This window comes from Sediminispirochaeta bajacaliforniensis DSM 16054 (assembly GCF_000378205.1).
GTDB classification, from domain to species: domain Bacteria; phylum Spirochaetota; class Spirochaetia; order DSM-16054; family Sediminispirochaetaceae; genus Sediminispirochaeta; species Sediminispirochaeta bajacaliforniensis.
In genome coordinates this window covers 15,237-40,115 of the sequence record NZ_KB899412.1, presented here as the reverse complement: position 1 = coordinate 40,115, position 24,879 = coordinate 15,237, and the positions used below count along the sequence as shown (strand labels likewise).

Below are 24,879 nucleotides of genomic sequence, written 5' to 3'. Positions count from 1 at the left end.
TACGAATAGGGGGAAAGGCCGCACCGGTACGCATTGTACCGATGCGGAAAATAAACATTCCACGTCGAAAGGCTATTGCTCCTTACCGTACCTTTTCGGGTTTGCCGGTTTCAAGGGAGCGCTTTGCAGCGAGAGCGATACGAATAGGCATCAAGGCATCTTCAGGTCCTAAGGGAGTGGGTTTGTCTTCCACTACCGCTTTAATGAATTCACCGATCTCATTGCGATAGGCATCGATATAGCGTTCGAGGAAAAAGAAATGAGGCTTTTCTCCGACGACTCCGTTGCTGCCGCTTACCGAAAGGGTGGATGGGCTGTCGTTGCCCACTGATGCAGCACCTCCGCTGCCGAAGACCTCGGCACGCTGGTCGTAACCGTAAACGGCCTTACGGGAGTTGTCGATAACCGCAAGTGCTCCGTTTGTCAGCTTCATGGTGACGATAGCGGTATCGATATCTCCGGCCTTACCGATAGCAGGATCGACAAGGACAGCGCCGGCGGCAAAGACCTCTTCGACTTCGCTTCCGCTGAGAAAGCGCACCATATCGAAATCATGGATCATCATATCGAGGAAAAGTCCGCCGGAGACCTTCACGTAGTCAAGGCCGGGAGGCTCGGGGTCGCGGCTGGAGATTCTGACCATATGGACATCTCCGACCTTACCGTCCACGACGGCCTGATGAAGGGAACGGAAGTTGTGGTCGAAACGGCGGTTGAAACCTATCTGAAACTTGACGCCGCACTCTTTGACCACTTTTAGGGCCTCTTCGATCCTTCCGAGGTCATGGTCCAGGGGCTTTTCACAAAAAATGTGCTTTCCGGCCCTGGCCGCTTCCATGGTGTATCGGGAATGGGTGTCTGTGGAAGAACAGATGAGAACGGCATCGATTTCATCATCACCGATGATCTTATCCACATCCTTGTAGCACGCTTCAACCCCTCGATCGAGGGCCCATTGACGGGTTTCATCGCTCAGATAGGGATCGGCAACCGCCTTGATCCGTACATCGGTAAAGCCGGTAGTAATACTTTCGATATGGACCTTACCGATACGGCCGGCACCGATGATTCCTAAGTTTAATTTTGCTTTCATATACTGCTCCTGCTCTAAAGTCCGGTATGCTTTCGAATATAGCTTCGTGCATTTTTCGCATAGACAAAGGGGTTGGCTTTGGCAGGATCCTGTTCCGCCTCAACAACCATCCAGCCCTGATAGTCATTCTCCTCGAGAATTGAAAAGATCGACGGGAAATCGACACTGCCGTCGCCGGGAATGGTAAACACCCCGAGCCGAACCGCATCAAGGAAGGAGAGGTCCTTCTTTTTCACCTCTGCATATGTTTGAGGACGTACGTCTTTGAGGTGAACATGGCCCACCCGACCGATGAATTTCCGCAGTGCAGCTACAGGGTCCTCGCCGGAAAAAGCGAAGTGGCCGGAATCGTAGAGAAGCCAGACATATTCGGGGTTCGTGTCGTTGAGGAATCGTTCGGTTTCTTCAACGGTTTGAACACCGGTTCCCATGTGATGGTGAAAGGCCATGCGAAACCCTTCTTCCTTGGCAACATGACCGAGGCGGTTCATGCCGTCGGTCAATTGCTTCCATTCCTCTGAGGAAAACACAGCCTTCTTGGAGAAAATCGGCAACGGCTGCCCCTGACAGGACCGGGTTTGTTCCGACGGACCAATCACCCGGGCACCCATCTTTCCAAGAAAATCCAGTTGCTCTCTGAAAAGCGCTTCAACCTCGGCATAGGGTTTTGAAGCAAGAAAGGAGCTAAACCACTGATTACAGATGCTGATTCCCCGTATGTCGAGGTATTCTTTTAGTACAGCCGGATCTTTGGGATACTTGTTTCCCACTTCCGAACCGGTAAAACCTGCCAGGGCCATTTCACTGACACACTGTTCGAAGGTGTTTTCACCTCCTAACTCCGGAAGGTCATCGTTTGTCCAGGCGATGGGAGCAATCCCCAGCCGGACTTTTTTGCTGTCCATACTCAACCGTCCTTATACATATAATCGCATCGGCACTAAAATTGCCGTGCTTTGGCTATCTCTTTTATCAGTCGGTCATGGGCATCAAGGACCGACTGCTTCAGGGAAACCTCGGGAGTCCCGACCCTCCACCAACTCTCATAGTCACCGGACATCGAATCAAAATCGACTTTGATATCGATAAGGGTCGAAACGGTGCTCTTCTTCGCCTCGCTCATGGCCTTGCGGAGCTCTTCAGAATTATGTACCGTCCACACCTTGCAGCCGTAACCCTCGGCGATCTTGGCATAATCGACGGGTACGAGCTTGCCTCCTTCATCGAGCCGTCCGGTTTCCGGATTGCGGAATTTCAGCTCACAGCCGAACTTGGGGATTCCCTGGCTCCGCTGGAGGTTATCGATACAACCGAAACCGTTGTTGTCAAAAAGCAGAACATTGATCTTCTGTCCTTCCTGGATGGATGTCAGAAGTTCAGAATGGAGCATAACAAAGCTTCCATCACCGGTCATGGCGTAAACCTCCCTCTCGGGGGCTGCAAGTTTCACACCGAAGGAGCCGGAAACCTCATATCCCATGCAGGAGAAACCGTATTCCATGTGATAGGTTTCACTCTTTTTGGGACGCCATACCCGCTGAAGGTCGCCGGGCAGACTGCCGGAGGCACCAACGACGATCGCATCATCGTCCAAGAGCTCCTCGTTTAGGAGGCCGAGGGCACGCAGCTGAGAATAACTATTGCCGGGAAGCTCCGCGGCATAAAGCTTGTCTACTTCCGTTTTCCAGGCCGCTTTCGCATCGGCAACGGCACTTCCCCAATCGGCATGGTAGCCTTTTTTCACCAAGGCACCCTCCAGGGCGGTCAAACCTTCCCTGGCATCGCAGATAAAGGCATGGGCATCCATCTTCAGGGCATCAAAGGAGTTAACATTCAGAGAAAGGAATTCCGCATCGGGGTTCTGAAAAATCCATTTACTGGAAGTGGTAAAGTCGGAAAGCCTGGTCCCCACGGCAATGATAAGGTCTGCCTGGGGCGCAAGATGGTTCGCCGCCAGCCCTCCGGTTGCACCGATACCTCCGAGGTTCATCTCGTGGTCCCACACCACCGCCGATTTTCCGGCCTGTGTCTCCCCGAAGGGAATTCCCAAACGGCTGCAGAAATCGGCCAGGGCCTTACCAGCCTCCGAATAGCGTACACCGCCGCCGCAGATCGCCAGAGGCTTCTTTTTACCGGCGATAATCTTGGCCGCACGATCAAGGGCTTCGGGAGAGAGTGTTCTCCGCTCTATATAATGAACACGTTTGCGGAAGAAGGATTCCGGATAGTCCCATGCCTCGGCCTGAACATCCTGGGGCAAGGCCAGACAAACGGCCCCGGTTTGTGCCGGATCGGTAAGGACGCGGAAAGCGTTCATAAGGGCAGTCATAAGCTGTTCGGGCCGGCTTACACGGTCCCAATAGCGACAGACCGCTTTGAAGGCATCATTGGCCGTGACGGTATAATCGTGAAACTGCTCCACCTGCTGAAGGACGGGATCGGGCTGACGACAGGCAAAAGCATCACCGGGCATCAGAAGCACGGGAATCCTGTTGACGCTGGCAAGGGCCGCGGCGGTCACCATATTGAGGGCACCGGGGCCGATGGAACTGGTTACAGCCATGATCTTTCGCCTGTTGTTCTGCTTTGCGTAGGCGATTGCAGCATGGGTCATCCCCTGCTCGTTGTGTCCCTGGTAGAATTTCAGGCCGTGGTTCGGCTCCTGAAGGGCCTCGCCGAGGCCGACGACGCAACCGTGGCCGAAGATACCGAAAACTCCGTTTACGTACTTCTCTTCCTTTCCATCTGTTGAAATATACTGGTTGTCAAGAAAACGAACAATCGCTTGCCCAACCGTAAGTCTAACAGTTTTCATGCTTTATCCTCCGTTTTTTTTCGTTCAGGCCAGATTTTCACATCTTTTTCCAAAAGCCACTGATGCTCCTGGCGATAGTATCGGGTGGTCGGCAGCCAGCGGTCATTGGGAAGATGGGGGATCATCCAGATGTAATACATGGCATAGCCGGGGGCCGCCACCTGAGAGTGGGTTTTATCGGGGTGGATCAGACTGGTGTCTCCGTCTTTCACGATAAAGGCGTCGTCTTCCAGAAGAGAAACACCGAACCCCTGTTTCGGGAAGAAATGGTAATAGTAGATCTCTGGCTGAGGATGATCATGGGGGGGATAGCTCGACCATTTGCCGGGATGGTTTATTACCTCTCCCATCACCATATTTGAATAGGGAGCGATCTCACCGTCGAAGACGGTTCTGACGGTGCGGATAGAGGTTTCGTTCAGGGTCCCTCCTCCGAAGATGTCGCTTCGCGTATCTCCCTTGTCGTAAAGCTTGGGCTCGAAAGCCTGGGGATTCTCGCACATCTCGAGGGCAATCTCGCTCTCCTTTTTTGCGGTCACAGAGGCCTTAACCGAACGAGGGAGATGGAGCACAATCGGAGTTTCGTCAAAGCAGGAGTTTCGCGTTGCATGGAAGCTTTTTCCTTCCCATTCGAACACGACCTCTCCTTCAATAAGGAGGAGGGCCCGTTCGGTATCGGAACTATCGCTCCAACGCTCTCCCGCCCTTAGCCGCAGGATTCCAAAATCGAGAAGCAGTTCCTGATGCTTCCCTTTCCGTTCGGTAATTGGGGTATACCCATAATGCTTTTCATGTTCGTTCTTTACTATCATAGTTTTGGTTCGATCCTTCTCTTACGATGATTCCCTTACAATGAGTACGGGTTGAATGGTGATACGCTTTTTCATCATCGGCATGCCTGATTTCTGCTTCTCCATCTGAAAAAAGAGTCGTTCACAAGAGAGAACGGCAAGCTCTTCCCTCGGCTGGTGGATGGAAGAGAGCGGTGGATCACTATATTTGGCAAAATCAATGTCATCGTAACCGACCACCGCAATATCCTCAGGGATTCTGAAACCAAGCTCCTTGAGCCCCTTCATTGCCCCCAGGGCCATGATGTCGTTCATTGCAAAAAGCGCATCCACACCATCGAGGAGATCCGGGGAATGTTTCACGGCAAGGTATGCCGTGTCGAATCCCTTTTTACAGGTCAACCTTTTTACCGGTTTACCTGCCCGCTCTACCGTATCTCTAAACCCATCCTCCCGCATCTTAAACTCAAGTGGATCAATATCCTGGGCAAGAATCAGAAAAGAATTTCTGCCGCTTTCAAGAAAGTACTCGGCGATCATCCGGCCCCCGGCCAGATGATCGGTGTACACGACATCCTGATCCTTGAGTATCTCGATGGGGGGATAATGGGTACAGACAAAGGGAATGTTTTTCGATTCGAGAAAGTCGAGAGTCTCCTTCTGAATGGTTTCTACGAGAATAATAAGCCCGTCGACCTTATTTCGAGTCACCAGGCGTACAATATTGTTCTTCCCGGTGAAATGATTCTTTTCGTAGGAAACGATAAGATCGACATCCTTCTTTTCGAGAATCGTCCGCAGGCTATTCATCAACATGCCGTGATAGACATTCACCGCCACTTCGGTATATTGGTCGGGAAGAATGATTCCTACGGTTCCCACCTGTTTTGTAATCAGCCCGCGGGCCGAAGCATTGAACTCGAAGCCGAGTTCATCCGCTATCTCGGAAATTCGGCGTCTTGTCTTTTCCGCAACCAGCGGACTATTGTTCAGGGAACGGGAAACCGTAGAAAAACTCACTCCGGCTATTTTAGCAATGTCTTTGATGGTAACCTGCGAATCTTCCATTTAAAACCTCAGCATAACGCCACTTTCAAATGCCTCTTTACATCTGTAGGCGATTTCGCTCACCTTTGTACCATCATACACCGTTACCGCCGGTTTTCGTCTATAGCGAATGGAGTCGATAAACTCCTGCACCTCGTTTACATAGCTTGCGGAAAATCGCTCAAGGAAATTTTCGCTGCACTCTCTGCGAACGCCATGGGAATCGAGAACCTCCACGAGATTTTTCTGGGGGACAGATGCGATTCGCAAGGTTCCCTTCGTTCCGATGATCTCGGTTTCCACATTATAACCGTGGGGAGCGGTTCTCCCGGCGAAAAGAAAAGCCATTGCCTCGTTGCGGAATTTCATCAGGCAGGAAACATTATCGCCGTCCTTATATTGTGCAAACTCAGGATGGGCATAACAGCCGCCGATGGCATAGACACTTTCCGGCTCATCCTGCAGGAACCAGCGGGCAAGATCGATATCGTGAACCGCCATGTCGAGGAATTCCCCCCCACTATGGGGAGCAAAGGCTATGGCCCCGTCGATAAACTTTTCAGGGTCCTGGCTGTATGAACGAAAGAGAATCGGACGACCGATCTGCCCAGAAATCACCTTCTCATGGGCGTACATGTAAGAGTCGTCGAAACGGCGCATAAAGCCGATCATGAAGACTCTGTCGGGATGTCTTTCGACAGCCTTCTCGGCCGCCCTACACTCCTCTACGGTAACCCCCAAGGGTTTTTCCGTAAATACATGCTTGCCAGCGGCTAAGGCGGAAGCAATCTGCCCGGTATGAAGAGCCGAAGGAGAGGCAATGAGTACGGCATCAAGTTCCGGAAGTTTGAGCATTGCTTCAAAGTCGGAAAAACGATGAGCAACACCCAGGCGATTCGCTGTATCTTCAAGCTTTCGGTCGTCAACGTCGCAGAGCGCCACCAATTGTGTCCCAACGATCTTGGAAGCAAGGTTTTCAGCGTGCCTAAGTCCCAATCGCCCCAGCCCGACGGAACCAATCCTTATTTTATCCATATGTAGCTCCACTCACCTTCTTTTGCTTTCTTACCCACATCTGCAACAAGAAAAAACTTCTCCATTCTTTCGACTCCCGACTTCAAGCAATAAAGATATTTGCAAACGTTGTCATTTCATTAAAATTATCCCTCCATTCTTTTTGATTGTCAATGCATAATTTCAATAAACGTGAGGCTGTAGCCCCACTCATTTCGGTCACCGGTAGGAGATACTATGAAAAAAAGCATTCGTCATGACGTATCAAAATCTGAAAACGTTTGCACTCCTACCGAATATAAATATGGAATAATAAGCGAAGAGAAGGAAGGCCCCGAGTCGGAGTTGCGTTCCCGACCACCGGAGCCTTCCTCAAAGCGGTTAATGTTTCTTTTTTAGAAAGAGGGCCCGCTCCACTGCAGCGACAATATCTTCCGCAGTAAGCTCAAACCTCTTTTTCAAATAGTCGAGAGTACCAACCTCACCAAAAAGGTTTTTGACCCCAACCCTGACCACGGGGGTGGGAATATTCTCACCGATAAGCTCGGCAACTGCGGCCCCGAGCCCTCCGGAGCGCTGGCCGTTTTCGGCAGTAACAATGGCACCGGTATGTTCGGCCATCTCCAAAACGAGGTCCGCATCAAGAGGCTTAACAGTATGGATATCAATCACGGCAGCAGAAATGCCCTTTTCTTTCAGCAGCTTGGCCGCCTCTACCGCCTCGTTTACCATCACCATACCACTTGCGAAGATCGCCGCATCATCCCCTTCACTGAGAACGATTCCCTTTCCCAGCTCAAACTTCTGATCGGCTTTATACCGGGTTACCGCACCCTTTCTTTGAAGCCGCATATATGTCGACCCTTTGTGTTCGGCAAGGAGCCTTGTGATTGCATGCATGGAAACGGTATCCGAGGGCTCAACGAGGACAAGACCGGGAATGGCACGCATAAGCACGATATCCTCAAAAGGCATATGGGTCCCACCGTTAAATTGGGCGGTAACACCGGGGTCGCTACCGACAAGTTTAACGTTCTGTCCGGCATAATTGGCAGAGAGGAAAAACTGATCAAAATCTCTGCGTCCGGCAAAAGAGGCAAAGGTGTTAGCAAAGGGAATAAAGCCCATAGATGAAAGCCCCGATGCTACACCGACCATATTTGCTTCGGCGATACCTGCATTCAGAAGACGATCAGGATAGGCATCCCGAAAGGCCTTGGTCCCACTGGCAGCCATGAGATCGGCCTCAAGAACAAGAATATTGGGATTTTCGGCAGCAAGCTCGACTAAGGTATCGGCATAGACGGCCCGCATATCTTTATACTCATCAAAGGGTTTCATTTAGCAGCTCCTTCCCGCCGCTCGAGCTCGGCGATCGCTTCTTTTGCCGTTTCATAGGAAAAGCTCATATTGTGATTAGAAAGAACCCCTTCTCCGGGAATAAAGCCCTTACTCTTCAGGGTGTCCAAAACGATCATGTGGGGTCTGCCCTTCTCTTCCACGGCCCGCTCGATTGCCCGATTGATGGAAGGAAAACAGTGGCCATCCACACGCTGAACATGCCAGCCGAAGCCGTTATATTTTGTGGTGATGTCGTCTATGCTCATAATATCACCGGTCATGCCGTCAAGCTGTTGCTTATTGTAGTCGGTAAAGGCGATGAGGTTGTCAAGGTGGTAATGAGCGGCAAACATCGCGGCTTCCCAAACCTGCCCCTCCTGGCTCTCACCATCACCAAGAATTAAGAAGGTCCTCGACTCCTGCTTACGCAGTTTTTGACCGAGGGCAATCCCCACGGCCGCACTGGAGCCCTGTCCAAGGCTACCGGTGGAAAAGTCGATTCCCGGGGTCAATTTCATGTCACAATGGCTCGGGAGCCGTGTCCCCCCCTTATTCAGGGTATGAAGCCATTCCATAGGGAAATAGCCCTTATCGGCCAACACGGCATAAAGGGCGGGCCCTGCATGGCCCTTGGAAAGGACTACTCTGTCCCTCTCTTCTTTTTTCGGATCGGAGGGATCGATCCTCAGCCACTTTTCGTACAAAAGGGTGAGAACCTCGACGACAGACATCGCCCCGCCGATATGGCCGACCCCCAGGTATCCAATTTCATCAATGGTCAGCTTTCTAATTTCCAAAGCCTTCCGTTTCAACGCTTCGTGCTCGCTTTCCTGCAGCATGCCGGAAACTCCTTTCATTCGAGATTTCAACTTTGTCTGAAATTATGATATTATACTAATACAAAAATGTCTACAAAAATCTCGGCATCAGGAGAAAAGCTGTGGTCAAAAATAATAGATTCGATTATCATACAAATATAATGAATGACGGCGATGACAAAATACGGCAACGAACAGTAGTAGCTCAGGTAATGGAGCACATTCGCCGGATGATAGCCAGCGGCGCATATCGGCCGGGAGATAAGATCCCGACCGAACAGCAGCTGGCGGAGCAATTTGGCATTGGTCGTTCCTCTATTCGGGAGGCGATCAAAATCTTCAATTACCTCGGGATCCTCGAATCGAGGACCGCACGAGGCACCTATCTCTGTGATCACACCTCAATCTCGACAGAGGCCCTTACCTGGTCGGTATTGCTTGGCTCTCACGAACTGCACGAACTCATTGATATCCGCGGCGCACTGGAGTTATGGAGTACGCTCAAACTATCCGAAAGCGTTGCAGCCGGTCACCAGGAGGCAATCGCCACACTGGAACAATTACGCGAGCTCATCGGGCAGATGAGGGCGACGGGCAGCACGCCACGGGAAGAATCCCGAATCGATGCCGACTACGAATTCCATAATAGCATAATTAAAAGCGGTGGAAACGAGATATTCACGTCGATATATTCGACCCTCAGGGCTTTTATGCGCGAAGAAATTCGATTGAGTCAGGATGACTATCTCGATCCCCGTGTCATTGCCGACGAACATGAGGCCATCGTCGATGCCATTGCAAGCGGAAGCCGAGAGGTTGCCCAGGTATCCTGCATGGAGCATATCGACAACATTAAACGACGTCTGCGTGTCCAGGTAGAATCACGATAATAATACCGGGAAAGGAGATACCCCCTTCCCCGGTAACGTAAGAACGATACGTTTTTCAAAACAGACAAACATCAAGACTCAATTGCCGGTTGCAAGCTGCCAGTCGTAATAGAGGGCGCGATAGGTGTAGATAGCGTTTTGCAGGCCTACCTGAGCCTGGGCAAGATTCGAAGTAGCCTGGGACACGGCAAGCTGGGTTCCCAAGCCGCTGGACAGCGCCGTTCGGGCAAGGGATGCGGCCCGACTCGAGGCTTCAACCAAAGCATGGGCCGAATCAAGCCGTTTTCTGGCCTCCTCCATCTGCAAATGCAGGGAAGAGAGCTCCTGCTCTATCTTATCCTGACTTTTCATGATCTCAACCGCGGAATTGGTCTTTTGGATCCTTGCGCTTTCAACAAGTGACTGACGATAGCCCCCGGTAAATACCGGAAGGCTTATCTTCACCCCCAGCTGTACACTGGTATAATCATAATCACCATTCAGCGAATCGTTTCCATAACCACCATACGCATAGGTCAGACTGCCGCTGATACTCGGCAGATACGAGGCAAGAGCGGATTTGTAGGCAATATCCGCAATATCGCGGCTTAAGAGTTGGGCCTGATAATCGGAGCGGGAGGAAAGCACACCCCCGAGCTCTGGAATTTCCGGCAGCTCGGGAAGCACATCGATCTTTTCAATCAAATGCACATCTTCCTCCTGGGGAATCCCGGCAAGCGTCTTCAGTGACATCAGGGCAAGTTGTGCATTCTTATTCGCTTCCGCTGTCTGGGTAACGGCATTTTTCCAATCCACCTCCGCCATTCTCAAGTCAAGCTCCGTAGAGACACCGGCCTTGTATTTTTTCTCAATATTGTCGTAGACCTCTTTGGATGTCTCGGCAGACTCTTCCCTCACCTGTGCAACTGCAAAGGCGAGCTGGGTCTGGGCATACAATTTTTTCGCAGCCGTCAGAATACTTTTCCTGGTATAATCATCGGCACTTGTCTGTATGAGGCTATTTCTTTTTGCCTGCGCATAGCGAGCCGTTGCCTCGGGATCGATGATTTTCTGGCTAACGCTGGCCGCAAGAGTCATTTCATTGTCGAAATTGGTGTCGACATCCTGATAGACAAGGGGCGAAACAGCACCAAGCGGCGATGCAGAAGTATCGGCGCCGACGGCAGTCGACTGTTCAACGTCGGTAAAGTTCCGCGTATAACCGCCGGCAAGGGCAATTGTTGGCAAAAGGGCAGAACGTGCCTGTTTTATGCTCTCCAGTGCAGAGGCAACCCTTTGCCTGGAGAGCTCAAGATCACGGTTATCGGTTTCGACCTTCTCCAAATAGGAGGCAAGGTCGTAATCGAGGGCAAAAAGCGGCAAAGATCCCCCGACCAGCATTATTGTCATTAATAATGTATACAAAAATATGCGTCTCATCGCTATTATTCTCCTCTCTGTTCTGTTGACGCCGGAAGGGGGGCTGAGGAAGCACCGGATCGGTGGGAGGCCAGAAACTCAAGGGCGGGAAGGAGAAAAAGGGTCAGGAACATGGCGGAGATGATACCCCCGACAATGACAATGCCCATGGGCTGACGCATTTCGGCACCCGATCCCCCGATCCCCAATGCCATAGGAAGCATACCAAGCACAATCGCAATATTGCTCATAAGAACCGGCTTCAGCTTCACGACCGAGGCTTCCAACAAGGCATCGTGGGTACTCTTCCCTTTTGCCTTAAGCTGATTGTAATAATCAAGGATAAGGATCGCGTTGTTCACCACGATGCCGACCAACATGATGATACCGAGCATTGCCACAACATTGAGCACGGTCCCGGTAGCAAGACAAATCAAAACGATACCGATCATGGAAAGAGGAACGGTAGAAAGAATGAACAAAGGCTGAACAAAACTTTCAAGGATTGCCGCCAAAAGCATATAGGTCAGGAGCACGGCAATGAAAAAGACCACAATGAGATCATGAACGGTTTCATTGAGCATTTCGGTACTACCGCCTTGATCGATGCTGTAACCGGGGGGAAGATCGACTTGTTCTATAGCAGCCATGATCTCATTTACGAGTGTGCCTCCGGCATAACCGGGAAGGTTGTCGGCCGTAATTTCTATTGTACGTAACCGATTATAACGCATGATTTTACTATTCCCCTCACCGAAGGAAACATTTGCATACCGCGAAAGAGGATAAACGCCTGCTGCTGAAGAGATGGGAATATTCTTAAGGTCGTCGATATCCGTAAATTCGCTGTCGGCCATCGTGACGAGAATATCGTATTCCTCACCTGCGTCTTTGTAACTAGTCGCAACAATGCCGTCTACGGCGGCCCGTAAGGAAATAGCCACCTGCTGGACAGAAATACCGTCTTCGGAAATCTGCTTGCGTTTCGGCCGAAAAATCAGCTCAGGCTTTCCGGCCTTCGAACTTAAGGCCACATTGGACACACCTTCGATCGATTCCATCACGGATTCAACCTCTTCGGCCGTTTCCTGAAGAACAGTGAGATCAGGCCCCTTGAGATAAAGATCGACAACCGAAGAACCGCCACTACTGTCGGTCTCACTGACCGGCGAGACCCTGATAGTTACACCGGGAATATCGGCAAGTTCATTGGCGAATTGAGAGGCCATAACGGCGTTGCTGTGACTACGCTCTGCTTTCGGGACCAGATAGACGGTCATCTGTGCAACGCTCACATCCTGGTCTATAGACCCCTGGCTTCCCAATGTCGTCAATATCGATTCGATCTCGGGATGGCCGCTAAGACGCCCCTCAAGTTCCGTCAGTACCGAGGCAGTGGACTCAAGACCATACCCCTGAGGGAGGTCGACATCCACCTGAATTTTACCGCCATCCGACTGCGGCAGATTCTCAAATTTGAGATGCCCACCTAAATGCATACTGAAGCCAAACAAGGCAATAACAAAAAATACGACCAGGGCACTGCGTCCCTTATTCTTCAGTATTCCTCCAAGTATCCTTCCGTAAGACTCTTCCCATCTCCGAAACATGGCCTCCAGTGCTTTGCTTATGGGAAGTTCTTTTTTTGCCTTTTCCGGAAGAATTCGGGATGCCATCATCGGCGTTAAGGTAAATGAAACAAAAAACGAAAACAACGTCGCAATTACAATGGTGTAAGCAAAGTTGGCGAGGATCTTGCCCATCATTCCCGACATGGAACCGAGAGGTACAAATACCGCGACGTTGGTCAAGGTCGAAGCGAACACGGCCACGGTAACTTCTTTCGAACCTAAAGATGCAGAATTGAGACGATCATGACCAAGCTCTTTGTGTCGAAAGATATTTTCAAGTACAACCACCGAATTGGCTACCAGGGTACCAATAGAACTGGAAAGTCCCATGAGAGACAACATATTGAGACTTATGCCCGCCGCTTTCATGACGAGAAAGGTAGAGACGATCGAAAAGGGCATGGCCAGGACAACAATCAGGGTAGAACGAAGATCATGAAGAAAGAAAAGAAGAACAAGACCAGTAAAGATGATCCCCAAATAGACATTCATCAAGGTTCCGCTCACCGAGTCGCGAACATAGGTAGCATCTTCTTTTACGACCTTCAGATGTATCCCGGAATGCAAAGATTCAATTTCTTTGATCTTCTCCATGACGCCGTCGACGACATCAACGGTATTGGCGCTGGGATTTTTCACCACACTAAGCAATATTGCATTCTCTTCCCGTGTACCGGCCTTCTGGTCCAGCAAAACCGTCCGAACCCTAACATCCTCACTGGAATCTTCTACTTCGGCAAGCTGACGCAGTTTGAAGGTCCCTGTTCCCGTGGGGATATCCAGATTTCGAATCTGATCGAGATCATTAAACTCCCCTTCCAGCCGGACGGGAATGTCCTGATCGTCCAACTGGAAATTTCCACCGGGAAGATCAATACTAGCCGCCCCCAGGATTCCGGCAACCTGCGAAAGAGGGACCATGTGGGAAAAGACCGTGGATCGATCAAACGCAACCCTGATTTCCCGCTTTTGCCCACCTGAAAGATCAACCGACGAAACACCGGAAACCTGAGCAAAACTATCACTGACCGTGGTGCTTCCGAATGTATAGAGCTCCGAGGGTTCCATATCACCCTCTAGGACGATATTCATTACCGGCATGGCACTTGAAAAATCGACCTTTGAAATCTTAGGCCGTTCTGCATCGTCGGGAAGATCAGAAAGGATCACTTCTACCTTGTCCTTCACTTCCTGTACCGCGATATTTTCGTCCTTGCTGATCTCAAATTCAGCAATAATGACCGAAACACTATCCATCGAATAGGAGGTCAGCGATTTAAGCTGGCTGACCGAAGCGACCTGATCTTCGATTTTCTTGGTAAGCTGGGTTTCTATGACATCGGGACTTGCTCCCGCATACACAGTCTGAATTGTAATGTAAGGAACCGTTACATTCGGAAAAAGGCTGATTGGCATCGACATATACGCCATTCCCCCAAACAAGATGAGGGCAAAGATCACCATCAGCATCATAACGGGGCGCTTAATGGAGAGATCAACTATGTGCATAAGCTACTCCCTATTTGCTTTCGTCGGCATCGATGATCTTCAGTAGCGCTCCGTCGGTAAGCTTGTCACCACCCTCGGAAACAAACAAATCCCCCGGAGACAAACCGTCGATGACCTCCAGCTCAAGATTACGCTCATGGCCGATGGTAAGCTTTCGCCGAACTGCCTTATTTCCATCGGCGACGAAGGCAAACCACTCTCCACCTGAATGCTTGATCTCGCTTCGCCGAACGACAATGGCCTTATCAGTGGTATACGTCTGAACAGAAATATCAACACTCATTCCACTCACCAAACTTTTGGGTTGACCATCAAAAGATGCCTTTACGAGAAAAGCTTTTTTCCGAAGATCCATATTGAGGGCAACTTCTGAAATATGTCCGGTCAATGTCTCGATTTGAGTAGCAATAACGGCCTTTGCTCCAGCCTTGATCTGATCGATATCCACAGGAGTGACATAAAAAGTAGCCTCGTACCCATCTAAGTTTGAAACGGTGAAAAGAGGATCCCCAGGGGAAACATTGGCAGACTCTCTTACGTCTATCTGGGTAATGAAACCGCTGATGGGAGCCTCAACTTCGACCATTTTACCAGCCGATTTGAACGCTTCGCGGGCCAGTTCGTACTGGGTCCTGGCATTATCATACTCCTGCTGGGAAACACCGGCATCGGCATAGAGTTTTTTTGTCCGATCATAAGCAGACTGGGCATTCTCAAATGACAGTTTTGCCTGCTGGTATGCCGAATTGTCCTGAGAAAAGGAAAGAACAACCTGATCACGCTTTACATAATCACCAACCGTGAAGCGGATCTCTCGAACCACTTCGCTTATTTTGGCATATGCAGTAGACTGAGTTCTTGCCTTGAATTCTGCCGGGAATTTTAGATAGACCGCAAAATTTTCCGGTTCAAGGGCCCTAATCCGAACAGGGTACCCCTCTTCCTTGTATATCTGCGTAATGCTTTGCTCTGAAGCTCCATCCGTTTCTCCTTTGGAACAAGCACTGAACACAACACACATCACAAGACCCAAAAGTGTCAGTTTTATCTTCATGAATTATCTCCTGTTGAACAGTGTTCATTTATGAACAATGTTCAACAAAAAGGTAAAAAAAAACAATCCATGCGTCAACCTGTTTCTGTTGATTTATGATGAGAAAGAATCATTGCCTTCGACAGAAAGGCCCGAAAGACCGAAAAAATGGATTCAATGTTATATTCACTGGAAGGAAAGGCAAGCAAGCTACTAAAAGACTTTCTCATCGTAATACCAAGCATGAGGGATACACTAGCATCGATAAGGGTAACAGCCGCCAAATGGGGATCGACGTCAAAATTGAGAGATCCGTCTGCCTTCCCTTCGCGGAAAATTTCAGTCACAAAATCCACAAAGTTGTTCATATCATCAATAATGGTTTGTCGGATGGCATTTGCAATCGCTTGGCCATTTTGCAAATGAAGCAGAGGAAGCTGACTGTATAAAGCGAACCTCGGATTACTGCACAGCTGGTCGAAAAAGTTAAGCAGTTTATCGAGCTGTTGTGCACCGTTGCCATCTTTGGGAACAGCGGCTTCCAAATCCTCCCGCTGCTTTGTCGTAAATCCGGCAATCAAGGTTGCCAGAATATCTTCCTTTGTTTTGAAATGAAGATAGAGGGCACCAACACTCACTTTTGCCCTGCGGGCGATCTCCCTCATGGTTACATTGTCGTAATCGTTTTCGAGGATAAACAGTTCTTCACAAATTCTTAGAATACGGTCGCGCGTCGCTCGTTTGCGTTGTTCAACTCGAGACTCTTCTTCCACCATTTTCTCCTTCTTTGAGATATGTTTCATTATTGCATATTCTACCAGCATATTGAGTGTACCGTTGGTATCGGAGGAGGTGCAAGGCTTTTCTTGTGTAGTGTTACGAATATTGGTGGTCATCCTCCCCTCACCGCCCTCAATCTGCACATCAAACAAAAAGGGATAGAATATAACACGGAAAATACCTACAATATGATACATGAAAAAGCCATTCATACTCGTCCTCCTTCTCAGCACGTTTATGTTCCATGCCGCGGCCCAAAGTCAGATACGGCAGACGGATGATGGCGATTCTCCAAGCGTTGCCCTTGTCTTAGCCGGTGGAGGTGCCCTTGGCTTTGCCCATATCGGTGTTATTAGAGCCATTGAAGAGGCCGGAGTCGACCCCGACATTGTCATAGGCGCCAGTATCGGCAGTATTGTAGGCGCCCTTTATTCGGCAGGTTATGACGCCGAAGAGATGGAAACGTTGGTCACGACGAACGACTGGAAGGATACCTTTTTCGACAAACGCGACCGGAGTAAGTTGCCGTACTGGCAAAAGGCTTTCTATTCAAGTTACCATTTTTCTGTTGCACTCACCCCTTCGCAAAAGGCCACAACGGCCGGCGCCTTTCATGCCCAGCATGTTGTAGAACTCCTTGATCGTCTTCTGGAGAAGTATCCGGCAGAGCTTGACTTCGATACCCTTCCCCGAAAATTCAGGGCCGTTGCAGCGGATCTTGTGACCGGAGAGCGGGTCGTCTATGATAAGGGGGATCTAAAAACGGTGATACGGGCATCCATGGCTGTCCCGGGAATCTTCACCCCAATTGAATACAAGGGGCGGTACCTCATCGATGGAGGTTGGGCGGACAATACACCTTCCCAGGTTGCAAAGGCCATGGGAGCCGATATTATCATCGTAGTCCCACTTGGGGGATTAAAAAACGACATCGAAGAGTTGAAAACCATCGCTGCTGTGAGCTCGCAAGCCGACCAGATTCGCATCAGGGAACGGATACAAGAGAGCCTTTCCGCAGCGGATCTTATCATCGCCCCTGATCTCCAGGGATTTACGGCTGCCGACTTTGAACGGGGAAGTGAACTTGTGGCTGTGGGCTATGAAGCGGCAAAGCCCCTCTTACCCGAATTACGGAAGATTTCGGCCCTACAGAGAAGCAAAAGAGAGGCCCCAAAACCACCTGTGAATATCGAACAAAAATTGCACATCACCTCCATAACCATCAATGGAGAGTTATCGGAGGAAAGGGGAAATCGTTTAAAGGAATATCTGGATCAGAACATCACCAAGGAGATTGCGCGTAAGGAACTACGTGAGAAAATCTACGCCCTATATGACGATGGTTCCTATGCCCACATCTGGTATCGCCTTCTGCAAGAGGATGATGGCTACCAGCTCATCATTGATGAGGAACCACAGCAAATTCCTAGATCGCTCCTAAGCCTTGGCCTGAATATAGAAGGGACAGTAACGAAACGCAGTGCCTCATACGCCCAAATGTCGGCAGCCTACATTTCATTTATCAGTGATGATCTCCGCACCGCTGCCTTGGTGCAAACATGGATATCGGAGATGCCTTCCTTTAAAGCAGGTTTGGCAAGGGCCCTGTTCTGGAATGCACTTATGAGCATAGGAGGATACATTCATCAGGATCCCCACTATTTTTATGACGATGACGAGGTATCGGCAATCTACAGTCTGCAGCGTTTCGGGGGCGATTGCGCAATACTCCTTCCTTTTCGAGGGCACGCAGGCATCACAATTAGACCCTACGGAGAATACCGTTATCTGGATCGCTTTATAGGCGACAGTTTATTCGAACAGGAAGGATGGAGCCGCTACGGTATAAATGGAAGCCTTTCGATAGATACACTTGATCGTATCCTTACCCCGAAACGGGGAATCTATTCATCCATTGAAGTCGATTATGGTGCGGAAGAGGAATTGAACGATATTGTCAGGATAGATGCCGAAGGCAATGCCTTCTTATCTCCCTCGTCACGGTGGGTGATCAATCCATGGGCATTGAGCAAGAATTTGCTTCACGGCACCCCCCGCTCCGTTGATCTGCCAGCCATGGGCGGAACAGGAAGCCTGGATGGTTATTATCGTCAGGAAATTCGCTCGGAAAATCTTTTTGCAACAGGGTTGAGAGTCCGTCGCCAAATCGGCAACCTTCCCCTGGGCTTCGGCAATGAAATCTATGCACAGCTTGCGGCAAGCGGAGGAGTATCATGGAAAGAGGATTGGTCCGACATAGGAGAAGATCCTTTATACTATAGTGGTGCAGCGCTTGGGATCATTGTCAATACGATCATCGGAGAAGCTCAGATCTCCATGGCAATAAACGATGAGTACCGTTTCAGCGGCTACATAGGATTACGCAACAAGTTGCCTACACTTTTCGACCGCTAAAGGAGAAACAATGAGAAACTATTATCTGTACGATTTTTCGATAGGAACTCTTCGCATCGTTGCTTCGGAAGATGCCATTACCGAAATATCGTTTGTTTCCGGGGAAAAGAATTACGACAAAGCAGAAGAGACAAATAAAGAAACAAATCTTATAAAGAAGGCTGGCGAGGAGCTAAAAGAGTATTTTGAAGGAACACGAAGGAGCTTCGATCTTCCTCTTGATTCCCAGGGCACACCCTTTCAAAAGCGTGTTTGGGAGGCATTGCTCGATATTCCCTACGGTGAAACAAGAAGCTACAGGCAAATTGCTGAAGCAGTAGGTTCTCCCAAGGGTTTCCGCGCCGTGGGGCTGGCAAACAACAAGAATCCCATCATTATCGTCGTTCCATGTCACAGGGTGATCGGAGCGAACGGCTCATTGGTCGGCTATGGAGCAGGTCTTGAGGTCAAAGACCAGCTTCTAAGATTGGAGCATACATATTTGACAAGGCAGCAGGAGCTGCTCTGAGAAACGCTCTCTGCCCCTTTATCGGTCAGCCATATCTATCGTTTACATAGTGTTCCGAATCCTGGTGATAATTTGTTCTTTTCGCAGGAAATATCCTTACTTTTTCCTTTTTACTTAATTTTTATACATGCACCTTTGTAATCGACGATAAAAAAAAGAATTGTATGTTGTAGACCACCAATATTCGTAACACTTTTGAATTGCCCCCACCTACAATATTGGTATGAGTCCCGGTTGCCGGCTCCCCTATCCCCAAAACAGTCGAATACCATCGCCAGTGAAACCACTTGTCATAGTAACGAAAAGCAAACCCAAAAGAAACTGAAGCGACAAAGAAAAGAGAGCACCTTTATATATAACAATATACAATGGTAGACACTCAAAAACCTCTATGGTATAACACAAGCTGTGTGCGTTTTGTGGCACGGTATCTGCACAGTTTTATAATGACACAGAGAAGAAGGAGTTTTGTATGAAAAAAAAGGCATTATCTCTCTTGGTTCTCCTTGTGGGAGTAACCATGCTTCTGTCGGCGGGAGGTCAAAAGGAATCCGCCAAACCATCTGCAGCGGAAACTTCCCCTGTTGTGGTCTTCAACGCAGCAAGCACCACCGACCTGGTAAACGACATTGCGGACCTTTTTGCCGAAGCAACAGGCATTGCCGTAGAAAGTAACCCGGCATCAAGTGGTACCCTTGCCCACCAGCTGGAACAGGGAGCCGAAGCCGATGTCTATATCTCGGCCTCAAAAAAGTGGATGGATTTCACGAAAGATCTCGGGATAACCGAAGAGGTCTGCCCCTTTGTAAAAAATCGTCTTGTCCTGATCGCTCCTCTTGATTCTCCCATGGAGCCATTTGAACTTACGGGAAACACCGACTTCCCGGCTATTTTCAAGGGACGCCTTTCCATGGGTGACCCGGCCCATGTTCCCGCCGGAAAATATGCCGAAGATGCATTGAAATACTACGGCTGGTACGATACGCTGACCGATAGGATACAACCTGCGGCCGATGTACGGGCGGCGCTTATGGTGGTTGAATTAGGAGAAACGGAGCTTGGCATTGTTTACGAAACCGACGCCATGAAATCTCAGAAGGTTAAGATCGTCTCCCGTTTTCCGGAAGAATCACATGAGCCGATAGAATACTTCGTCGCCTACCTGAAGGAGAGCAATGCTGCCGGAAAACAATTCTATGACTTTCTTTTCGAAAACGAGAAGGTGGGTGAACTTTACAAAAAATACGGATTTTCGATATCAAAGTAATCGCCCATGAAATCAATTGATGTCATCCACACCGTACTACTGTCACTCAAGATCGGATGTATATCAACAGCCGCCAATCTGCCCCTGGCCTTGGCGGTCGTCTATCTCCTTACCCGCTGCAACTTCAGGGGAAAGACCCTTGTAGACGGCCTTGTCAATCTCCCTCTCGTGATGCCGCCGGTTACCACCGGATATCTCCTATTGATCATCCTCGGCAAAAAGGGGCTTATCGGTTCCTATCTCTACACCTGGTTCGGCATACGCATCGCCTTTACCACCACGGCGGCCGTTATCGCCTCCATGGTCGTCTCCTTTCCCCTTGTGACACGAAACATCAAGGTCTCAATGGAAATGGTCGATCCCAAACTGGAACAAGCGGCCCTCACCCTCGGTGCGGGAAAGCTGAGTGTCTTCTTCAGGGTCACCCTCCCCTTGATCTTTCCCGGAATCATAAGCGGTCTTATCATCGGCTTTGCGCGAAGCCTCGGAGAGTTCGGAGCGACCATGACCTTTGCAGGCAATATACAGGGGCAAACCCGTACCATCCCGCTCTCGGTTTATTCCTACCTGCAAATTCCGGGAAAAGAGCGGGAATCGGCGATCCTTGTGGTCATTTCGATCATCATATCCTTTACCGCAATGTTCGTTTCTTCCCTTTACACCCGTGTAATCCAGAAAAGGAGAAACAGTCCCGATGAGTCTCTCATTTGACATCGAACTACCGCGGAGAAATTTCCTCCTGCAGCTCAAGGCGGATTTCGGCGACCAAACCATAGGCGTTTTCGGTCCATCCGGAGCGGGGAAGACCTCACTTTTCAGCCTGCTTGCCGGGCTTGAACGGCCGAGTGCGGGAAATATCGCCCTTAACGGCAAGATAATAACCGATACCGAAAAGCAAATCTTCCTTCCTCCCAACAAGAGAAAGATCGGTGTCGTTTTTCAGGAAAAGCTGCTCTTTCCTCACCTAAGCATCAAAGAGAACATCCTCTTCGGAGAACGCTATGTGAAGGAAAAGCGTATCCGCTTCGACGACGTGGTGGAACTCCTAGAACTCTCCCCCCTCCTGAACTCCATGCCAAACGGAGTCTCCGGAGGCGAACAGCAACGCGCAGCCATTGCCAGGGCCCTTCTTACCTCACCCGAAATGCTGCTGCTCGACGAACCCTTCAATGCCGTCGACACAAATCTGAGAAAGACCATGCTTCCCTACCTCAGAAGGCTCAGGGACGAGCTGAAAATTCCACTCCTCGTCATCAGCCATGATCTGCCCGACATCCAGCGGCTGACCAATATGGTATACCTCATCGAACAGGGACGCTGCGTCGGCTTCGGCGAAATCATCAACCTCATCAACAGTGGCACCGCAGTCACCGGTGAACAGGGTGTCGTCAACACCCTCAACCTCATCGAACCGGAAAAGATCGACGAAGGCCTTTTTCAATGCAAGATCGAAGGGCTCGACAACGGCACCGTCATACGAACCCCTTTCGCTCCCGCAGCCTCCTTTACCATGACCATCCATCCCGAGGAGATTGCCCTCTCCATCACCCCCGTTCCAAACATCTCCATCCAAAACCAGCTCAGGGGAACGGTCCTCAACCTCATCAAGAAAGAACACTCACACTACTGCATCATCGATGCCGGAGTTCCCCTGATTGCAAAAATCACCGCCGACTCTCAAAAACGTCTGGGCATAACGGTTGGTACCGAGCTCTATTGCCTCTTCAAGGCCCACTCGCTCATGCTCTGATTCCGGGCGTCCCCCTTCGGGCCAAAGGCCCTCGGGTCGGGCTTGCTCCGAAGTCCGCTTCGCTTCCGTCCTCGGCTCCGCCTCGGACCGGCCTTGCGGCCGTTCTCCGCATCCCTGACGCTTATGCAAAGGTACGAAAAACGGCGTACAGAAAGGCACTGCACGCCGTAGCGATCAATCATTCTTCATTGATCGAAAACCATACATCATCTACAGCTTCCGATACTCCTCAATGAATTCCGAAATAAATTCCACACAGACATCCAGCATATCTTGACCGAACTCTTTTGTCGATTCGCGGGGATCTCCAGGGCCGAACCAGCCATTGGTTGCAAGTTCCTTCGTGTCCCTGGCCAACCGTATAAGTCCCCCCTTGAAATTTACCATTTGTATGTACTGCGCCTTTATCTCGGCCGTCGGATGTACCGGAGCCATATCACGAGAAAGAGATAGATCAACACAGGACTCATCCACCGCCATCATCGCGGAGGTCTCCAAGATATCTCCGTGTCCGCCGTTTGCAAATCGTTCATCTATTTGACCGACGACGCTCCACCAATCGATGCCGGCCATAATGCCTCCGGCATGATAGACATCCAGGGCAACTTTATCGAGAGCAGGATTATTTCCCCCATGGCCGTTTATCACAAGAAATCGCCGTGCCCCATGGTGCATGAGTGATCTGGTAATGCCGGACATCAGCATATACAAGCCTTCATAACCGATATCGATGCTGCCGGCGAAACTCATATGGTAGGGACATACGCCGAAGGGTATTGCCGGAGTTACAATGACATTATTTTTGCCACTGATGCGATCGGCCAGATGCTGCGGTACCAGAAAATCCGTACCCAGTGCACACTGAGGTCCATGTTGTTCTGTACTACCCGTTGGAATGACAATAATGGGATCCTGCTTCAACACCGCTTCAGCCTGGACGCTTGTCATTTTGTGTAAATACATGCTTTAAGCACGCCCCTGTTTTGTCAGCATATGCCGCGCCAGGGTCTCTTCCGAAGGGCGCTTGCCCTTTGTCAATAGACTCACAAGCACCATAGCAAGAGCAGCTACAGCAACGCCGGGTACCACGGCATGGAATCCATGAATCAGCGCCTTCATGGCAGCTATTTTGGTGCAGCAGATCAAGGTAAGGACTCCCGCGATGACGGACGAAACAGCAGCGGGAAATGTCGCTCCCTTCCAATACATGCCGAACAGTATCGGTACAACAAATATCGCCATGCCGGAGAAGGCGAAGGTATTGATAATAAATATGCTGCCGGGTTTAAAGCATCCGAAAATAATCACCACAACACCAACGATAAGGGTAACGATCTTGGAAAGCTTCATGACCTGATCGTCCGATGCCTTCGGATTAATATATTTCTGGTATACATCGCGGGTGGCGGCAGAGGTAGTGGTTATAAGCAGACCGTCGATGGTTGACATACCGGCCGCAACAATACCGGCGATAACGACCGAAGCGATCACAGGATTCAGGCCCCGTTGTAGGATAATGGGAATGATGTAATCTGAATTTTTCAGGTTCGGAACAAGAGAGATACCATTCACACCGGACCAAAGAACCAGGAGAGCCGTAATCATCATCCCGCCTGTGCCAAGAAGCACCGCACGAAACATGGTTTTGTGATCCTTCATGGCAAAAAACTTGGTAAATAGCTGAGGCTGCCCCATGGTAAAGAAGGACCATAGGAGGATATTCGAGACATAATAGGTCCATGTCATGGTACCGTTTGCTCCCGGGAAGGACATGTAGGCCGAATTCATTCCATGCAGACTGGAATTCAGGTGCAAGAGTCCCCCTCCCTGGTGTAATGTTAAGGTAAAGGCAACAATAGCGGTGATGAACATGAGGCTTCCCTGGAGAACGTCGGTCATCATTGCACCGCGCATGCCTCCGGACATACAATAGATGATGACAATGGCCCCCATTCCAATTACGCCTACATAGGCGGGAAGGCCTGTGAACACATTCACAATGACACCGGCCCCGATGATTTGCGCTCCCATCATGGGAATGAGAAAGCATAACATCATGAGACCAAGGAGACCACTCATACGGTGATCTTCGTAGCGATCAGACAGATAATCGGAAAGGGTAAGGAATCCCCGCTCGTGACCAAGGGTAACAAGCCTCCGCCCGATCAGGACCGTCGGAATAATCATGGCAAAGGCAACACCGGGAATGGTAATGCCCATACCGGCATAGCCCATCTTATATAACATGCCGGGAGTGCCGAGGAAGGTTCCCATACTGTACTGAGTCGTCGCATAGGCAATACCACTGATAATAACGCCCGCCTTACCGTTTAAGACGAAGTAGTCCCGCAGGCTTTTCGTTTTGCGACTGGCATACCAGCCGATACAGGCCATGAGAACAAAATAGATCCCCAAAATGAGGAAAAAAGGACCGGGAGTAGGTGTAACTTCAGCCATTTAGTTTTCCCCCTTGTCATCGTAACGATGGTTTTCCGGACGCTTCATCGACATCTTGTAATAAACGATAATAAGCGCATACGTAATCACACCATAGACCAGCCAGTTCCAGATGAAATTCGGGACCCCGAACAGGCCGGGATCATACTCATGATTGACGAAACAACGAATCGGCAACATGATGCCGATAAAAAGCGCAAGGAAAATAGCACGCCACGTTGCTTCAAAGTGGTTCGTGAATAATCCTCTCATTTTTACCCCCCTTTGTTTGGCAGCAATTTTTCAGTAATCTTCCATATTACGTAAATAATACCACCAGTTT

Annotated in this window: 21 protein-coding genes; 6 read left to right on the top strand and 15 right to left on the bottom strand. The window is 49.9% G+C overall.

Translation table 11 applies throughout. The features are described 5' to 3' along the window. Window positions 1-82 precede the first annotated feature (82 nt). The 8 genes from iolG (F459_RS0107980) to F459_RS0107945 all read right to left on the bottom strand — a co-directional run bounded on the left by iolG (F459_RS0107980) (window position 83) and on the right by F459_RS0107945 (window position 8,940). Window positions 83-1,093 carry an inositol 2-dehydrogenase gene (gene iolG, locus F459_RS0107980; RefSeq protein ID WP_020612208.1) on the bottom strand — a complete coding sequence of 337 codons (1,011 nt, stop codon included), beginning with the start codon at window positions 1,091-1,093 and terminating at the stop codon, window positions 83-85. Between the two features lie 14 nt (window positions 1,094-1,107). Beyond that, a complete protein-coding gene (gene iolE, locus F459_RS0107975; RefSeq protein WP_020612207.1) occupies window positions 1,108-1,998 on the bottom strand; it encodes a myo-inosose-2 dehydratase in 891 nt (296 codons plus the stop codon). Window positions 1,999-2,033: 35 nt separating this feature from the next. Beyond that, window positions 2,034-3,908 carry a 3D-(3,5/4)-trihydroxycyclohexane-1,2-dione acylhydrolase (decyclizing) gene (gene iolD / locus F459_RS0107970; protein ID WP_020612206.1) on the bottom strand — a complete coding sequence of 625 codons (1,875 nt, stop codon included), beginning with the start codon at window positions 3,906-3,908 and terminating at the stop codon, window positions 2,034-2,036. Beyond that, window positions 3,905-4,720 carry a 5-deoxy-glucuronate isomerase gene (locus F459_RS0107965; protein WP_020612205.1) on the bottom strand — a complete coding sequence of 272 codons (816 nt, stop codon included), beginning with the start codon at window positions 4,718-4,720 and terminating at the stop codon, window positions 3,905-3,907. The genes iolD and F459_RS0107965 overlap by 4 nt, the downstream gene beginning before the upstream one ends. Window positions 4,721-4,741: 21 nt before the next feature. Continuing rightward, a complete protein-coding gene (locus F459_RS0107960; protein ID WP_020612204.1) occupies window positions 4,742-5,767 on the bottom strand; it encodes a LacI family DNA-binding transcriptional regulator in 1,026 nt (341 codons plus the stop codon). After that, a complete protein-coding gene (gene iolG / locus F459_RS0107955) occupies window positions 5,768-6,781 on the bottom strand; it encodes an inositol 2-dehydrogenase (protein WP_020612203.1) in 1,014 nt (337 codons plus the stop codon). A gap of 360 nt (window positions 6,782-7,141) precedes the next feature. Further along, window positions 7,142-8,101, bottom strand: coding sequence for a transketolase family protein (locus tag F459_RS0107950; protein ID WP_020612202.1), 960 nt, complete (start codon window positions 8,099-8,101; stop codon window positions 7,142-7,144). After that, window positions 8,098-8,940, bottom strand: a complete 843-nt coding sequence (locus tag F459_RS0107945) for a transketolase (RefSeq protein WP_020612201.1) — start codon at window positions 8,938-8,940, stop codon at window positions 8,098-8,100. Before F459_RS0107945 ends, F459_RS0107950 begins: the two co-directional genes overlap by 4 nt. A gap of 140 nt (window positions 8,941-9,080) precedes the next feature. On the opposite strand from F459_RS0107945, the gene F459_RS0107940 reads away from it, so the two are divergent. Further along, complete coding sequence (locus tag F459_RS0107940; protein ID WP_245540119.1) at window positions 9,081-9,809, top strand: FadR/GntR family transcriptional regulator; 729 nt, start codon at window positions 9,081-9,083, stop codon at window positions 9,807-9,809. 78 nt (window positions 9,810-9,887) lie between these two features. Here F459_RS0107940 and F459_RS0107935 read toward each other — a convergent pair whose 3' ends face one another. The 4 genes from F459_RS0107935 to F459_RS22155 all read right to left on the bottom strand — a co-directional run bounded on the left by F459_RS0107935 (window position 9,888) and on the right by F459_RS22155 (window position 16,372). Further along, a complete protein-coding gene (locus F459_RS0107935) occupies window positions 9,888-11,228 on the bottom strand; it encodes a TolC family protein (RefSeq protein ID WP_020612199.1) in 1,341 nt (446 codons plus the stop codon). A gap of 5 nt (window positions 11,229-11,233) precedes the next feature. Continuing rightward, a complete protein-coding gene (locus F459_RS0107930) occupies window positions 11,234-14,347 on the bottom strand; it encodes an efflux RND transporter permease subunit (RefSeq protein ID WP_020612198.1) in 3,114 nt (1,037 codons plus the stop codon). A 10-nt stretch (window positions 14,348-14,357) separates the two neighbouring features. After that, window positions 14,358-15,401: an efflux RND transporter periplasmic adaptor subunit gene (locus F459_RS0107925; protein ID WP_020612197.1), complete on the bottom strand. Its 1,044-nt coding sequence runs from the start codon at window positions 15,399-15,401 to the stop codon at window positions 14,358-14,360. Between the two features lie 74 nt (window positions 15,402-15,475). After that, window positions 15,476-16,372 (bottom strand): TetR/AcrR family transcriptional regulator, encoded by an 897-nt coding sequence (locus tag F459_RS22155; RefSeq protein WP_245540118.1) that lies wholly within the window; start codon window positions 16,370-16,372, stop codon window positions 15,476-15,478. Here F459_RS22155 and F459_RS0107915 point away from each other — a divergent pair. The 5 genes from F459_RS0107915 to modC all read left to right on the top strand — a co-directional run bounded on the left by F459_RS0107915 (window position 16,356) and on the right by modC (window position 22,100). Beyond that, complete coding sequence (locus F459_RS0107915) at window positions 16,356-18,575, top strand: patatin-like phospholipase family protein (protein WP_020612195.1); 2,220 nt, start codon at window positions 16,356-16,358, stop codon at window positions 18,573-18,575. The two genes, F459_RS22155 and F459_RS0107915, sit on opposite strands and share 17 nt — an antisense overlap. Window positions 18,576-18,585: 10 nt before the next feature. Beyond that, a complete protein-coding gene (locus F459_RS24525; RefSeq protein WP_020612194.1) occupies window positions 18,586-19,083 on the top strand; it encodes a methylated-DNA--[protein]-cysteine S-methyltransferase in 498 nt (165 codons plus the stop codon). Window positions 19,084-19,555: 472 nt separating this feature from the next. After that, window positions 19,556-20,350: a molybdate ABC transporter substrate-binding protein gene (gene modA, locus F459_RS0107905; RefSeq protein WP_020612193.1), complete on the top strand. Its 795-nt coding sequence runs from the start codon at window positions 19,556-19,558 to the stop codon at window positions 20,348-20,350. A 6-nt stretch (window positions 20,351-20,356) separates the two neighbouring features. Beyond that, window positions 20,357-21,061 (top strand): molybdate ABC transporter permease subunit, encoded by a 705-nt coding sequence (gene modB / locus F459_RS0107900; protein ID WP_020612192.1) that lies wholly within the window; start codon window positions 20,357-20,359, stop codon window positions 21,059-21,061. Next, on the top strand, window positions 21,045-22,100 hold the full coding sequence (gene modC / locus F459_RS0107895) for a molybdenum ABC transporter ATP-binding protein (protein WP_020612191.1): 1,056 nt from the start codon (window positions 21,045-21,047) through the stop codon (window positions 22,098-22,100). Before modB ends, modC begins: the two co-directional genes overlap by 17 nt. 210 nt (window positions 22,101-22,310) lie before the next feature. Here the strand turns inward: modC and F459_RS0107890 are convergent, their stop codons facing one another. From F459_RS0107890 to F459_RS0107880, 3 genes are read right to left on the bottom strand one after another with little or no spacing between them, the layout of a single operon-like run. Then, window positions 22,311-23,063, bottom strand: a complete 753-nt coding sequence (locus F459_RS0107890; RefSeq protein ID WP_026294947.1) for a creatininase family protein — start codon at window positions 23,061-23,063, stop codon at window positions 22,311-22,313. Window positions 23,064-23,066: 3 nt separating this feature from the next. Next, window positions 23,067-24,557, bottom strand: coding sequence for a sodium/pantothenate symporter (locus F459_RS0107885; protein WP_020612189.1), 1,491 nt, complete (start codon window positions 24,555-24,557; stop codon window positions 23,067-23,069). Continuing rightward, complete coding sequence (locus tag F459_RS0107880) at window positions 24,558-24,809, bottom strand: hypothetical protein (protein WP_020612188.1); 252 nt, start codon at window positions 24,807-24,809, stop codon at window positions 24,558-24,560. Between the last annotated feature and the right edge of the window lie 70 nt (window positions 24,810-24,879).

Excerpts from the sequence above, each read along its gene's own strand:
- iolG (WP_020612208.1), bottom strand. The coding sequence starts at position 1,093 with ATGAAAGCAAAATTAAACTTAGGAATCATCGGTGCCGGCCGTATCGGT.
- iolE (WP_020612207.1), bottom strand. The coding sequence starts at position 1,998 with ATGGACAGCAAAAAAGTCCGGCTGGGGATTGCTCCCATCGCCTGGACA.
- iolD (WP_020612206.1), bottom strand. The coding sequence starts at position 3,908 with ATGAAAACTGTTAGACTTACGGTTGGGCAAGCGATTGTTCGTTTTCTT.
- F459_RS0107965 (WP_020612205.1), bottom strand. The coding sequence starts at position 4,720 with ATGATAGTAAAGAACGAACATGAAAAGCATTATGGGTATACCCCAATT.
- F459_RS0107960 (WP_020612204.1), bottom strand. The coding sequence starts at position 5,767 with ATGGAAGATTCGCAGGTTACCATCAAAGACATTGCTAAAATAGCCGGA.
- iolG (WP_020612203.1), bottom strand. The coding sequence starts at position 6,781 with ATGGATAAAATAAGGATTGGTTCCGTCGGGCTGGGGCGATTGGGACTT.
- F459_RS0107950 (WP_020612202.1), bottom strand. The coding sequence starts at position 8,101 with ATGAAACCCTTTGATGAGTATAAAGATATGCGGGCCGTCTATGCCGAT.
- F459_RS0107945 (WP_020612201.1), bottom strand. The coding sequence starts at position 8,940 with ATGCTGCAGGAAAGCGAGCACGAAGCGTTGAAACGGAAGGCTTTGGAA.
- F459_RS0107940 (WP_245540119.1), top strand. The coding sequence starts at position 9,081 with ATGAATGACGGCGATGACAAAATACGGCAACGAACAGTAGTAGCTCAG.
- F459_RS0107935 (WP_020612199.1), bottom strand. The coding sequence starts at position 11,228 with ATGAGACGCATATTTTTGTATACATTATTAATGACAATAATGCTGGTC.
- F459_RS0107930 (WP_020612198.1), bottom strand. The coding sequence starts at position 14,347 with ATGCACATAGTTGATCTCTCCATTAAGCGCCCCGTTATGATGCTGATG.
- F459_RS0107925 (WP_020612197.1), bottom strand. The coding sequence starts at position 15,401 with ATGAAGATAAAACTGACACTTTTGGGTCTTGTGATGTGTGTTGTGTTC.
- F459_RS0107915 (WP_020612195.1), top strand. The coding sequence starts at position 16,356 with ATGAAAAAGCCATTCATACTCGTCCTCCTTCTCAGCACGTTTATGTTC.
- F459_RS22155 (WP_245540118.1), bottom strand. The coding sequence starts at position 16,372 with ATGAATGGCTTTTTCATGTATCATATTGTAGGTATTTTCCGTGTTATA.
- F459_RS24525 (WP_020612194.1), top strand. The coding sequence starts at position 18,586 with ATGAGAAACTATTATCTGTACGATTTTTCGATAGGAACTCTTCGCATC.
- modA (WP_020612193.1), top strand. The coding sequence starts at position 19,556 with ATGAAAAAAAAGGCATTATCTCTCTTGGTTCTCCTTGTGGGAGTAACC.
- modB (WP_020612192.1), top strand. The coding sequence starts at position 20,357 with ATGAAATCAATTGATGTCATCCACACCGTACTACTGTCACTCAAGATC.
- modC (WP_020612191.1), top strand. The coding sequence starts at position 21,045 with ATGAGTCTCTCATTTGACATCGAACTACCGCGGAGAAATTTCCTCCTG.
- F459_RS0107890 (WP_026294947.1), bottom strand. The coding sequence starts at position 23,063 with ATGTATTTACACAAAATGACAAGCGTCCAGGCTGAAGCGGTGTTGAAG.
- F459_RS0107885 (WP_020612189.1), bottom strand. The coding sequence starts at position 24,557 with ATGGCTGAAGTTACACCTACTCCCGGTCCTTTTTTCCTCATTTTGGGG.
- F459_RS0107880 (WP_020612188.1), bottom strand. The coding sequence starts at position 24,809 with ATGAGAGGATTATTCACGAACCACTTTGAAGCAACGTGGCGTGCTATT.